Below are 12,955 nucleotides of genomic sequence, written 5' to 3'. Positions count from 1 at the left end.
TCAGCTTCAGTCAGGCTTCTTGTCGACCCACTTCGGCGCCACCGGCGCAACAAAGCTGTCCATCCCGTCCAGCAGCTCATCAGGCTGCTGCCCCAGCAGCAACATAGCCCGATGCTGCGGCCGCACGAAGCCTTCTTCGACGATATGGTCGAGGAACCCGCCCAACTTCTCGTAGAAGCCGTTCACATCCAGCAGCCCCAGCGGCTTGGCGTGATAGCCCAATTGGCCCCAGGTCCATACCTCGAACAACTCCTCCAGCGTACCCAGCCCACCGGGCAGGGCGATGAAGGCATCGCTCAGCTCGGCCATGCGTGCCTTGCGCGCGTGCATGCCGTCGACCACTTCCAGGCGGCTGAGGCCCTTGTGGCCGATTTCGGCATTCATCAGGCTCTCGGGGATGATCCCGATCACTTCGCCACCGGCCGCCATGGCCGCGTCGGCGACGGTGCCCATCAGGCCGACCGCGCCACCGCCATAGACCAGGGTCAGGCCGCGACGGGCAATCGCCTGGCCCAGCGCGATGGCTGCTTTACGGTAGGCGGGGTTGGCACCAATGCTGGCGCCGCAGAACACACAAACGGAACGTACGGGCATTGCTCATCTCCAGTCACTCAGGCTGACAGGGTAAGGCCCATGTCCTACAGTTCCAAGGCTGGTTTCACTCCGGTCGGGAGAATTCGCAGATGGCGCCGGTCGCTCCATGGGCGTAGGCCGCCAGCAGGCTGTTCATCAGGCTACCAAGGGTCATTTCGTATTGCTCCTAAATGAGAGGTTGTCCCATCGTCCAATAAAAGGGCATGATGTGCCCTTGAATTGGTTGTATACAATCCATTGAACAATTCTACTGGCTGGCCTCTTGACAGCCCCTTGACCCATATCAGCAAGGGGCTGAACGGTTTCAGGCAGTCTCGCAATTGATAAAACCCTGCCAAGGAGATTCATGATGTTTGCGAAAGCTGTAGCGGTATCCCTGCTGACCCTCGCCAGCGCCTCTGTCTTCGCAGCCGAGTGCTCGGTGACTGTCGACTCCACCGACCAGATGTCCTACAACACCAAGGAAATCACCGTCGACAAGAGCTGCAAGGAATTCACCGTCAAACTTACCCACTCCGGCAACCTGCCGAAGAACGTCATGGGCCATAACCTGGTGATCAGCAAGACTGCCGACATGCAGGGCATTGCCACCGAAGGCATGAGCCAGGGTCTGGAAAAGGACTACATCAAAGCTGACAACGCCGCGATCATCGCCCACACCAAGATGATTGGTGCTCCTGAGAAGGAGACCGAGGTGAAGTTCGACGCTACCAAGCTGGAAGCCGGTGGCGACTACAGCTTCTTCTGCACCTTCCCGGGCCACATCTCGATGATGAAGGGCAAGGTCGTCGTCAAGTAATCAAAGGCTGACGGTGAATCCTGTGGGAGCGGGTTCGGCGCCCCGATGAACCCGCTCCCACAGGTCTTTCTACAGCCTGATCAAGGGGCGAACGGCAGTTCGCGCTTGTGCTGGGTCTTGCGGTAGGTGGCGACGATGATATCGAACGCTTCCTGGTCAACCGGCTGCCCATGCAGGAAGGCATCGATTTGCTGGTAAGTCACGCCATGGGAGGCTTCGTCCGGCTTGCCCGGCGCCAGGTCTTCCAGGTCCGCAGTCGGCACCTTCTCCACCAGTGACTCCGGCGCACCGAAGCTGCGCGCAATCGCCCGCACCTGGTTCTTCACCAGCCCGCTCAGCGGCGCCAGGTCGCAGGCACCATCACCAAACTTGGTAAAGAACCCCATCACCGCCTCGGCGGCGTGGTCGGTGCCGATCACCAGGCCCGCGCGGGCACCGGCGATGGTGTACTGGGCGACCATGCGGGTACGCGCCTTGACGTTGCCGACCACGAAGTCCACCAGCGTCGGCGAGCCGTTCTTCAACTCCACCACTTCAGCCGCCAGCGCCCGTACTGCCGGGGCGATATCCACGGTGTGCACTTCGTCGGCCTTGATCACTTCCAGGCACGCCTGGGCGTCATGCTCGTCATGCTGGACCTGGTAAGGCAGGCGCACGGCGATGAAGGTGTAGGCCTTGTCGCCGGTTTCGGCGCGCAGCTCGTTGATGGCGCGTTGGGCGAGCAGGGCGGCGGTCAGCGAGTCGACGCCGCCGCTGATGCCCAGCACCAGGGTCTTGAGCCGGGCGTTGGCCAGGCAATCCTTGATGAACGCCACGCGCCGGGCCACTTCGGCCTCGAGCGCGGCGGCGTCGGCGAATGGCGGCTGTACCTTCAGCGCCTGGGCAATCTCTTGCTGAACCGCTTGCATGGGTTACTCCTTGCTGGGGACTTTGAATACATGGCGCATGTAGGCGACGAAGTTCTCGTCGCGGCATTGGGTCTTGGCGGCTTCGTCCGAGATCTTCGCTACCGGCGCGCCGTTGCAGTCGGTCATTTTAAGCACGATGCTCATCGGGGCCACGCCCGGGATATCACAGGTCAGGTTGGTGCCGATGCCAAAGCTGACGTTGATGCGACCGCGCAGGGCACGGAAGATTTCCAGCGAGCGGGTCAGGTTGAGACCGTCGGAAAACACCAGGGTCTTGGTCATCGGGTCGATACCCAGTTTCTGGTAATGGGCAATGGCCTTTTCCGCCCAGGCCACCGGTTCGCCCGAGTCGTGGCGCAGGCCGTCGAACAGCTTGGCAAAGTACAGGTCGAAATCGCCGAGGAAGGCATCCATGGTGATGCAGTCGGTCAGGGCGATACCGAGCAGGCCGCGGTACTCGCGCACCCAGCAGTCCAGCGCGGCGATCTGGCTGTCGATCAGCCGCGGGCCGAGTTGCTGGTGGGCCATGATCCATTCATGGGCCATGGTGCCCAGCGGCTTGATATCCAGTTTCCATGCCAGGTCGACGTTGCTGGTGCCGACGAAGCGGCCCGGGAAATCGTCGCGCAGCACACGCACCACTTCTTCCTGCACACGGCTGGAAAAGCGCCGGCGGGTGCCGAAGTCGGCCACCTGCAGTTCGGCCAGTTCATCGTCGCTGGCATGTGCGCGCAGCCAGTCGAACTTGCGGTACAGCTGGTCGCGGGCCTCGGCCAGGCGCATGCGCGGGTGCAGATGGCGGTTGCGCACTTCGCTGATGATCGCCAGCAGCGGCACTTCGAACAGGATCACATGCAGCCACGGGCCTTTCAGGCGCAGGAACAGCTGGTCGTTTTCTATCCCCAGGCGTACGTAGCGCAGGTTGAAGCGGAACAGGCGCAGAAAGCGCAGGAAGTCAGGCTTGAGGAAGCTGATACGTTCGAGGAATGCCAGCTGGCCGTCATCCAGGGTGAGGTCGCTGAGCAGTTCGAGCTGGTTGCGGATCTCGCCGAGGTAGGGGCGCAGGTCCTCGCCGTTGCGGCAGCGGAATTCCCACTCGACGTCGGCGTCCGGGTAGTTGTGCAGCACGCCCTGCATCATGGTGAGTTTGTAGAAGTCGGTGTCGAGCAGGTTGTGCACGATGCGCTCGGCGAATGCGCTCTCGCTCATCAATGGGGCTCCGGAAGCGGCGAATGGCGGACATTGTGCCAGCCTTTTGCGCCTCGTGTGGCTGTTCCGGCCTCTTCGCGGGCTTGCCCGCTCCCACAGGAACACCTCCGAGCTCAGGAACGGTGCAATACCTGTGGGAGCGGGCGAGCCCGCGAAGAGGCCGGATCTGCCAAAACCGCGTGTTTTTTCGTGCACCAGCTAGCCTTGAAACGGTGCCGCCTGTAGCAGTCGCGCACCAGCTGTGTGCAGTTCGGTGACGTCCGCTGTTACAGGGCGGTTGCACGTAAACACTTGCCAGGGTTGCAATGATGGCACCCGATGGTTGCTCCTTGTCTGTACGTGTGGTGGCGCCTGCCGCGTGGCAGACGGTTGCACGCTCAATAAAGAAAAGGCCGTCGGTCGCCTGCCGGCAACCTGCACAGTGTGTTTTCCCGGAAGACAAAACCTATGGCACGGCCCTTGCTCTGAGCACAGGGCTGAGAAGTTGTAGTGCCAACCAAAAAAAACTCTAGGAGCACCACCTCATGTCGCAGACGTTTTACAAGAAAGGTTTCCTGGCTCTGGCCGTAGCTACGGCACTGGGTGTTTCTTCGTATGTTCAGGCCGACGTCAAGATCGGTGTAGCGGGCCCGATGACCGGGGCTAACGCAGCGTTTGGCGAGCAGTACATGAAAGGTGCGCAGGCAGCGGCCGACAAGATCAACGCCGCCGGTGGCGTGAACGGCGAGAAAATCGTGCTGGTCAAAGGCGATGACGCCTGCGAGCCGAAGCAGGCCGTGGCCGTGGCCAACCGCCTGGTCGACCAGGACAAGGTGATCGGCGTGGTCGGCCACTTCTGTTCCTCCAACACCATCCCGGCCTCCGAGGTGTATGACGAGGCTGGCGTCATCGCCATCACCCCTGGCTCCACCAACCCACAGGTTACCGAGCGCGGCCTGGGCGCCATGTTCCGCATGTGCGGCCGTGACGACCAGCAGGGCATCGTCGCCGGCGACTACATCGTCGACGTGCTCAAGGGCAAGAAAGTTGCGGTGCTGCACGACAAGGACACCTACGGCCAGGGCCTGGCCGACGCGACCAAGGCACAGCTGGAGAAACGCGGCGTCAAGCCGGTGCTGTACGAAGGCCTGACCCGCGGCGAGAAGGACTTCAGCGCCGTCGTCACCAAGATCCGCTCCACCGGTGCCGACGTGGTCTACTTCGGCGGCCTGCACCCGGAAGCCGGCCCGCTGGTACGCCAGCTGCGCGAGCAGGGCCTGAAGGACGTCAAGTTCATGTCCGATGACGGCATCGTCACCGACGAACTGGTGTCCACCGCCGGCGGCGCGCAGTACGTCGATGGTGTGTACATGACCTTCGGCGCCGACCCGCGCCTGCTGCCGGACAGCAAGGCGGTGGTGGAGGAGTTCCGCAAGGCCGGTACCGAACCTGAAGGCTACACCCTGTACGCCTACGCCTCGCTGCAGGCCTTGGCTGCCGCGTTCAACGGCGCCAAGTCGAACAAGGGCGAAGCGGCTGCCGAGTGGCTCAAGGCCAACCCGGTGCAGACCGTCATGGGCGAGAAAAAGTGGGACAAGAAGGGTGACCTGACCGTGTCCGACTATGTGGTCTACCAGTGGGATGCCCAAGGCAAGTACCACCAGCTGGAAAAACAAAAATAACAACGGCCCACGGCCCGGGCGCGTCAGCCCCCGGGCCAAAGCCCCGCGGTACCTGTCTTTATCCGTAGATCTGCACAGTACTGCGCTGCGAGGGCCGCCTTGTCCCAGGCCCGCCGTGGTCGGCGCTCGTGCAATCTCAATCAGGTGAGATTGCGTTATGGATGGTATTTTCCTGCAGCAACTGGTCAACGGCCTGACCCTCGGGTCGGTCTATGGCCTGATCGCCATCGGCTACACAATGGTCTATGGCATCATCGGCATGATCAACTTCGCGCACGGCGAGGTGTATATGATTTCCGCGTACCTCGCGGCGATCAGCCTGGCATTGCTGGCTTATTTCGGTATCGAGTCGTTCCCCCTGTTGATGCTGGGCACCCTGTTGTTCACCATCGTCGTCACCGGCGTGTACGGCTTCACCATCGAACGCATCGCCTACAAACCCCTGCGCAACTCCACCCGCCTGGCACCGCTGATCAGTGCCATCGGCATCTCGCTGATCCTGCAGAACTACGCGCAGATCAGCCAGGGTGCCCGCCAGCAAGGCGTGCCAACCCTGCTGGAAGGTGCCTGGCGTGTCGAAGTGGGCACCGGCTTCGTGCAACTGACCTACACCAAGATCTTCATCCTGGTGGCAGCCTTCGTTGGCATGGGCCTGCTCACCTACGTGATCAAGTACACCAAGCTCGGCCGCATGTGCCGTGCCACCCAGCAAGACCGCAAGATGGCCTCGATCCTGGGCATCAACACCGACCGGGTGATCTCCTACGTGTTCGTCATCGGTGCGGTGATGGCCGCCCTGGCCGGCGTGCTGATCACCATGAACTACGGCACCTTCGACTTCTACGCCGGCTTCATCATCGGCATCAAGGCGTTCACCGCCGCGGTGCTCGGCGGTATCGGCTCGCTGCCTGGCGCCATGCTCGGCGGGATCATCCTGGGTATTTCCGAGTCGCTGTTCTCTGGCCTGATCAACTCCGACTACAAGGACGTGTTCAGCTTCTCGCTGCTGGTGATGATCCTTATCTTCCGCCCACAAGGCCTGCTGGGTCGCCCGCTCGTGGCTAAGGTGTGAACATGTCCATTGCCAAAACTGCCTCCGTTACTGAAACCAGAAGTTTCGACATCAAACGCAGCCTGCTGGAGACGATCGTCGCCGGCCTGCTGGCACTCATCGTGTTTGGCCCTGTGGTCGGCGTGGTGCTCGACGGCTACACCTTCAATGCCGAGCCGCGGCGTGTGGCCTGGCTGGTCGGCGGGGTGATGCTGGGGCGCTTCCTGCTCAGCCTGTACCTGCAGACGGCCGCCGGCTCGCGCATGCTCCAGGGCTTCGAAAGCGGTGGTTCGGGCGTGCATGTGCGCGCGCCGAACTACGTATCGCGGCTGCGCTATATCATCCCTGCGCTGGTGGTGATTGCCATCGTCTTCCCGATCTTCGCCAACAAGTACCTGCTGACCGTGGTCATCCTCGGCCTGATCTACGTGTTGCTGGGGCTGGGGCTGAACATCGTGGTCGGCCTGGCCGGCCTGCTCGACCTGGGCTACGTGGCGTTCTACGCCATCGGCGCGTACGGCCTGGCGCTGGGTTACCAGTACCTTGGCCTGGGCTTCTGGAGCGTGCTGCCACTGGCGGCCATCGCCGCGGCGCTGGCGGGGTGCATACTCGGCTTCCCGGTGTTGCGGATGCACGGCGACTACCTGGCGATCGTGACCTTGGGCTTCGGCGAGATCATCCGCCTGGTGCTGAACAACTGGTTGTCGTTCACCGGCGGCCCGAACGGCATGCCGGCACCGGCGCCGACCTTCTTCGGCCTGGAGTTCGGCCGTAGGGCCAAGGACGGCGGGGTACCGATCCACGAGTTCTTCGGCTTCGAATACAACGCCAACCTCAAGTTCGTGTTCATCTACGCGGTGCTGTTCGCCGTCGTGCTGGCCGTGCTGTACATCAAGCACCGCCTGACCCGCATGCCGGTCGGCCGTGCCTGGGAAGCGCTACGCGAAGACGAGATCGCCTGCCGCTCGATGGGCCTGAACCACGTGCTGGTCAAGCTTTCGGCGTTTACCCTGGGTGCCTCCACCGCCGGCCTGGCCGGGGTGTTCTTTGCCACCTACCAGGGCTTCGTCAACCCGTCGTCGTTCACCTTCTTCGAGTCGGCGCTGATCCTCGCCATCGTCGTGCTCGGTGGCATGGGCTCGACCGTGGGTGTGGTGATCGCAGCTTTCGTGCTGACCGTGGCGCCCGAGCTGCTGCGCAGCTTCTCCGAATACCGCGTGCTGCTGTTCGGTGTGCTGATGGTGCTGATGATGATCTGGCGACCGCGTGGGCTGATCCGCATCAGCCGTACCGGTGTGACCCCGCGTAAAGGAGTGGCGCCATGAGCGACGATATCATTCTCTCGGTCGACAACCTGATGATGCAGTTCGGTGGCATCAAGGCGCTCAGCGATGTCAGCCTGAAGGTCCGGCGCAACCAGATCTTCGCCCTGATCGGCCCCAACGGTGCGGGCAAGACCACCGTGTTCAACTGCCTGACCGGGTTCTACAAGGCCAGTGGCGGGCGCATCGAGCTGAACGTGCGCGGCAGCCACACCAATGTCATCCAGCTGCTCGGCGAGCGCTTCCAGGTGGCGGACTTCGTCTCGCCGGCGCGCTTTGCCAACCGCATGTACTACAAGATGTTCGGCGGTACCCACCTGGTCAACCGCGCCGGCCTGGCACGCACCTTCCAGAACATTCGCCTGTTCAAGGAAATGTCGGTGGTGGAGAACCTGCTGGTGGCCCAGCACATGTGGGTCAACCGCAACCTGCTGGCCGGGGTGCTCAACACCAAGGCCTACCGCAAGGCCGAGAGTGACGCACTGGACCACGCGTTCTACTGGCTGGAGGTGGTCGACCTGGTCGATTGCGCCAACCGCCTGGCTGGCGAGTTGTCGTACGGCCAGCAGCGCCGCCTGGAAATCGCCCGGGCCATGTGCACGCGGCCGAAGATCATCTGCCTGGACGAACCGGCGGCTGGCCTGAACCCACAGGAAACCGAAGCTCTCAGCCGCATGATCCGCGTGCTGCGCGACGAGCACGACATCACCGTGGTGCTGATCGAACACGACATGGGCATGGTCATGAGCATTTCCGACCATATCGTGGTGCTCGACCACGGCAACGTGATTGCCGAAGGCGCGCCGCAGGATATCCGCCACAACCCGACGGTGATCGCCGCCTACCTGGGTGCCGATGAAGAGGAACTGGTATGAGTGCACCCATTCTCGAACTGAAGGATCTGGACGTGTTCTACGGCCCGATCCAGGCGCTGAAAAAGGTCTCGATGCACATCAACGAGGGCGAGACGGTCAGCCTGATCGGCGCCAACGGTGCTGGCAAGTCGACCCTGCTGATGTCGATCTTCGGCCAGCCGCGGGCGGCGTCGGGGCATATCGTGTACCGCGGCACCGACATCACTCGCAAGTCGTCGCACTACATCGCTTCCAACGGCATCGCCCAGTCGCCGGAAGGGCGCCGGGTGTTCCCCGACATGACTGTCGAGGAGAACCTGATGATGGGTACCATCCCCATCGGTGACAAGCATGCCGACGAAGACATGCAGCGCATGTACGAGCTGTTCCCGCGCCTGAAAGAGCGGCGTAACCAGAGGGCCATGACCATGTCCGGTGGCGAGCAGCAGATGCTGGCCATTGCCCGCGCGCTGATGAGCCGGCCAAAGTTGTTGCTGCTGGATGAGCCATCGCTGGGGCTGGCGCCGATCGTGGTCAAGCAGATCTTCTCGACCTTGCGTGAGCTGGCCAAGACCGGCATGACCATCTTCCTGGTGGAGCAGAACGCCAACCATGCGCTGAAACTGTCGGACCGGGCTTATGTGATGGTCAACGGGCAGATTCGCATGAGCGGGACGGGGCAGGAGCTGTTGGTCAACGAGGAAGTGCGTAACGCCTATCTCGGCGGGCATTGAGTTGCATGCGGGGGCCGCTTTGCGGCCCATCGCGACACAAGGCCGCTCCTACAGGCGATCTGCGATTCCATGTGGCATCGCGGCCCCTTGTAGGAGCGGCCTTGTGTCGCGATGGGCTGCAAAGCAGCCCCGATTCCAAATGTGGACAACTTGTCGCGGGCCTGCCTCCATACACTCCAGCATCCCATCTCAAGCCCTTGTTTCCACAGGCCCGATCTTTTCCACGGATAATGTGGAACCGCCTGTGGAAAACATGGTGGCATCTCGCTCAAGCCCTTTGATACCAAGCCCTGCAGCTTCATGATCATTTTTTGATCACAGGCGACTTGTGGATGATTTTCCCAGGTTTTTCAAAGCCCTGCATTCATTCCAAGGCGCGCGCAAAACCTGTGGATAACCCTGTGAAAAAACCTTGGACAGACCGCTGCAGGCGGCATGCTTGAAAGCCTTGCGCCATCACCGAAAAGATATCCACCGACCACAATTCGCTGAAAGGGTTCCGCACCGTGGACAAGTTGCCCCCAATCCGTGGGGAAAGCCTTGTGGATAACATGCGCATAGCTGGTGCCGAGCCCTCTGCTGCAAGGGTTTGCCGCATATGATCAAAAAATGAACAGTGCCCCGGGCGGGTTGCTGCAAGCGCCCGGCGCGGGCATGCTGCAAGCCTGCCGATGACAATCCACCGTGAGGAACAGAGCATGACGTCCACCGTATTCATCACTGGCGCGACTTCCGGTTTCGGCGAGGCCACTGCCCGCCGCTTCGCCGAAGCCGGCTGGAAGCTGGTGCTCACTGGCCGCCGCAAGGAGCGCCTGGACGCCCTGTGCGCCGAACTGTCGGCCAAGACCGAAGTACATGGCCTGGTGCTCGACGTGCGTGACCGCAAGGCCATGGAGCAGGCCATCGCCAACTTGCCGGCCGGCTTCGACAAGCTGCGCGGCCTGGTCAACAACGCAGGCCTGGCGCTGGGTGTGGACGCGGCGCAGAACTGCAGCCTGGACGACTGGGAAACCATGGTCGACACCAACATCAAGGGCCTGATGTACACCACCCGCCTGCTGCTGCCACGGCTGATCGCCCATGGCCGTGGGGCGTCGATCCTCAACGTAGGTTCGGTGGCGGGCAACTACCCGTACCCGGGCAGCAACGTGTACGGCGGCACCAAGGCCTTCGTCGGCCAGTTCTCGTTGAGCCTGCGCTGCGACCTGCGGGGTACGGGCGTGCGCGTGAGCAACATCGAGCCGGGCCTGTGCGAGAGCGAGTTCTCGCTGGTGCGCTTCGGCGGTGACCAGGCCAAATACGACGCCACCTACGCCGGTGCCGAGCCGATCCAGCCGCAGGACATTGCCGAGACCATCTTCTGGATCCTCAACCAGCCGGCGCATATCAACATCAACAGCCTCGAGTTGATGCCGGTGAGCCAGGACTGGGCAGGGTTCTCGATCGACCGGTCGGTCAAAGACTGATCCGAGGGCCTCTTCGCGGGTAAACCCGCTCCCACAGGTACTGCACCGGTTTCAGAGCAGGCGCTATCCCTGTGGGAGCGGGTTCACCCGCGAATGCGTCAGCCCAGGCGCTGCAACCCTTCCAGGCAAGTCGCCAAGTGGTAGGGCGTAGTAGAAGGCATATCATGCCGGCTGACACTACCTTGCCCATCCCGGCACTCATACCAGCCCGCCTCACGCAGGAACCGCGCTTCCAGCGCCTGCAACTGCCCGGCCAGCTTCGCCTCGCCCCCTGTCCGCAACACCAGCGCCCGCAGGTATTCCGCCTGCGCCCAGATCCGCTGGGTGGCGTCGAGCACCTGGCCATCCACATCCAGCATCGCCAGTACCGCGGTGTCCTTCACCCCGTACTGCTCGGCGTAGCCGAAAGCCCGGTCGATGGACGCATGCAGCGGCGTATCACGCAGCAGTGGCGAGGTATGCAGCAGGTAGAACCACTCGAACTGGTGCCCTGGCTCGAACCAGTTATCCACAGTGCCGCGTGGCTTTTCCAGCATCAGGCCGTGGGCGGGGTCGATGAAGTGTTCCTGCAGCGCCTCGCACAGGTGCAGCAACGACTGCTGGGCATGCTCGTCGTCACGCACCGCCAGCACCTGCAGGAAGGCTTCGGCCAGGTGCATCTGTGGGTTTTGCAGCGGGCCGCTGCCAAGGTCGGCCCAGTCTTCAGCGAGGCTGGCTTCGTACAGGCCATCGTCGCGGGCGAACTGCTGGTCGATGATGTCCAGCGCGGCGTTCAGCGTGGACTCCACCAGGTTTTCACGCACCTTGCCCCAGTAATGTGCACAGGCGAAGACGATGAAGGCGTGAGTGTAGAGGTCCTTGCGCCGGTCCAGCGGTTTGCCCTGGGCGTCGATGCTGTAGAACCAGCCGCCGTGTTCGGCGTCGTGGAAGTGCTTCTGCAGCGAGCGGAACAAGGCGGCCGCACGCTCGGCTGCGCCCGGTTGCCCGATGCGGCTGCTGAACAGGTACAGCTGACGCGCGCAGGCCATGGCCCGGTAGCGCTGCACCGGCAATGGCTGGTGCTGGGCGTCCAGTGCCTCGTAGGGCAGGGCCATGTCGGCGTTCCAGCCCGGGCCTTGCCACAACGGCACGATGCGTTCGGCGAAGTGCTGGTTGAAGCGGGCCAGTTCGGGCAGGGTGGGGCGGGGGTCGGACATTTCGGCGCTCGTCGCTGTCGGGCAGGGCGCCATGGTAGCAGAACTGGGTTGTGGGTAGCCTGTGCCGGCCTCTTCGCGGGCACGCCCGCTCCCACAGGATCACCACAAGGTTCGAGCAATGCGGGGTATCTGTGGGAGCGGGCATGCCCGCGAAGAGGCCGGCACAGGCTACCGATCAGCCCGGGTTGCCCAACCCCTGCCAATGCCGCGCCCCCACGAAGATGAAGCGCAACTGCTGGGTGATCTTTTCCTGCGGCGTCAACGCCTGTGGATAACCCGCTTCGGGGCTGTCGATAAGCTCTGGCAGGGTGGCGAACACGGTTTTCACCACCAGGTCGGCCATCACCGCCAGCGCGGCGCTATCCAGGTGCTGCCAGCGCTTCATCCGCGCCAGGTCGGTGGCCAGGTCGTCGCTGATGTCCTGGCGCAGGCGGGCAATGGCTTGGCGTACGGCCTGCGAACCGCCGTACTGCTCACGGGCGAGGAACAGGAACTGCGCACGGTGGGCGGCAACCACGTCGAGGAAGATGCGCACCGAGGCGTCGGTGATGCCGCCCAGTTCGAATTCGTTCTGGCGCACCAGGCGGATGGTCTGGCGGAAGGTAGTGTCGACCTCGGCAACCAGGGCCAGGCCCAGGGCGTCCATGTCGGAAAAATGCCGGTAGAAGCCGGTGGGTACGATGCCGGCCGTCTTCGCCACTTCGCGCAGGCTGATACTGCCGAAACCACGGCCACTCTCCATGAGCTGGCAGGCGGCATCGAGCAGGGCCTGGCGGGTCTGTAGCTTCTGTTCGGCGCGCGGCAGCATGGTGCGGGCTTCTGTGGCGGTAAGGCTGGGCACTCTAGTTAAAAAAACAAAGCCCGGTCAATGGACCGGGCCTGGAGGGGAGCAAGTGTTGTGACAGAGGTTGTTCTTTTCGGCCATGGTGATCAGCTCACACGGCTGAGTTCAACCAGGCGATCGGAGCCACCTTCGGCAACGCGGCCACTACGTTCGATAAGGCGATCCGAGCCACCTTCGGCAACGCGGCCACTACGTTCGATCAGGCGATCGGAGCCACCTTCGGCAACGCGGCCACTACGTTCGATCAGGCGATCGGAGCCACCTTCGGCAACGCGGCCACTACGTTCGATCAGGCGATCGGAGCCACCTTCGGCAAC

General features: G+C 62.8%; 12 protein-coding genes and 1 pseudogene. 7 read left to right on the top strand and 6 right to left on the bottom strand.

Annotation, left to right across the window (positions count from 1 at the left end):
* Positions 1 to 6 precede the first annotated feature (6 nt).
* The gene (locus ABIB24_RS17630; RefSeq protein WP_137162504.1) at positions 7 to 594 is read right to left on the bottom strand and encodes a cytokinin riboside 5'-monophosphate phosphoribohydrolase; all 588 of its coding nucleotides are present in this window, start codon (positions 592 to 594) and stop codon (positions 7 to 9) included.
* 349 nt (positions 595 to 943) lie between these two features.
* Between ABIB24_RS17630 and azu the strand changes: the two genes are divergently transcribed.
* A complete protein-coding gene (gene azu / locus ABIB24_RS17625) occupies positions 944 to 1,393 on the top strand; it encodes an azurin (protein WP_015271990.1) in 450 nt (149 codons plus the stop codon).
* A gap of 80 nt (positions 1,394 to 1,473) precedes the next feature.
* Here azu and nadE read toward each other — a convergent pair whose 3' ends face one another.
* Both nadE and pncB read right to left on the bottom strand, forming a co-directional pair.
* Positions 1,474 to 2,301, bottom strand: coding sequence for an NAD(+) synthase (gene nadE, locus ABIB24_RS17620; protein ID WP_013974414.1), 828 nt, complete (start codon positions 2,299 to 2,301; stop codon positions 1,474 to 1,476).
* Positions 2,302 to 2,304: 3 nt separating this feature from the next.
* Positions 2,305 to 3,510, bottom strand: a complete 1,206-nt coding sequence (gene pncB, locus ABIB24_RS17615) for a nicotinate phosphoribosyltransferase (protein WP_025340817.1) — start codon at positions 3,508 to 3,510, stop codon at positions 2,305 to 2,307.
* Positions 3,511 to 4,034: 524 nt separating this feature from the next.
* Here pncB and ABIB24_RS17610 point away from each other — a divergent pair.
* From ABIB24_RS17610 to ABIB24_RS17585, 6 genes are all read left to right on the top strand, one after another.
* On the top strand, positions 4,035 to 5,171 hold the full coding sequence (locus tag ABIB24_RS17610) for a branched-chain amino acid ABC transporter substrate-binding protein (protein ID WP_075046518.1): 1,137 nt from the start codon (positions 4,035 to 4,037) through the stop codon (positions 5,169 to 5,171).
* 157 nt (positions 5,172 to 5,328) lie between these two features.
* A complete protein-coding gene (locus ABIB24_RS17605; RefSeq protein ID WP_013974411.1) occupies positions 5,329 to 6,243 on the top strand; it encodes an ABC transporter permease subunit in 915 nt (304 codons plus the stop codon).
* 2 nt (positions 6,244 to 6,245) lie between these two features.
* Positions 6,246 to 7,547, top strand: a complete 1,302-nt coding sequence (gene livM / locus ABIB24_RS17600) for a high-affinity branched-chain amino acid ABC transporter permease LivM (RefSeq protein WP_085663548.1) — start codon at positions 6,246 to 6,248, stop codon at positions 7,545 to 7,547.
* Positions 7,544 to 8,419 (top strand): ATP-binding cassette domain-containing protein, encoded by an 876-nt coding sequence (locus ABIB24_RS17595; protein WP_025340815.1) that lies wholly within the window; start codon positions 7,544 to 7,546, stop codon positions 8,417 to 8,419. Before livM ends, ABIB24_RS17595 begins: the two co-directional genes overlap by 4 nt.
* Complete coding sequence (locus ABIB24_RS17590; protein WP_015271986.1) at positions 8,416 to 9,132, top strand: ABC transporter ATP-binding protein; 717 nt, start codon at positions 8,416 to 8,418, stop codon at positions 9,130 to 9,132. Before ABIB24_RS17595 ends, ABIB24_RS17590 begins: the two co-directional genes overlap by 4 nt.
* Before the next feature lie 698 nt (positions 9,133 to 9,830).
* Positions 9,831 to 10,598 (top strand): SDR family oxidoreductase, encoded by a 768-nt coding sequence (locus ABIB24_RS17585; protein ID WP_025340814.1) that lies wholly within the window; start codon positions 9,831 to 9,833, stop codon positions 10,596 to 10,598.
* A 98-nt stretch (positions 10,599 to 10,696) separates the two neighbouring features.
* Here ABIB24_RS17585 and ABIB24_RS17580 read toward each other — a convergent pair whose 3' ends face one another.
* The 3 genes and pseudogenes from ABIB24_RS17580 to ABIB24_RS17570 all read right to left on the bottom strand — a co-directional run.
* Positions 10,697 to 11,794, bottom strand: a complete 1,098-nt coding sequence (locus ABIB24_RS17580; protein ID WP_025340813.1) for an AGE family epimerase/isomerase — start codon at positions 11,792 to 11,794, stop codon at positions 10,697 to 10,699.
* 175 nt (positions 11,795 to 11,969) lie between these two features.
* On the bottom strand, positions 11,970 to 12,602 hold the full coding sequence (gene fabR / locus ABIB24_RS17575) for an HTH-type transcriptional repressor FabR (RefSeq protein WP_015271984.1): 633 nt from the start codon (positions 12,600 to 12,602) through the stop codon (positions 11,970 to 11,972).
* Positions 12,603 to 12,724: 122 nt separating this feature from the next.
* Positions 12,725 to 12,955, bottom strand: a pseudogene (locus tag ABIB24_RS17570) (hypothetical protein); the annotation flags it as partial.

Origin of the sequence: Pseudomonas sp. UYEF17, from assembly GCF_040546125.1 — a bacterium.
Taxonomy (GTDB): Bacteria; Pseudomonadota; Gammaproteobacteria; order Pseudomonadales; family Pseudomonadaceae; genus Aquipseudomonas; species Aquipseudomonas putida_Z.
Note: the sequence above shows the minus strand (reverse complement) of the source record. Positions and strands in the feature narration are given on the sequence as shown.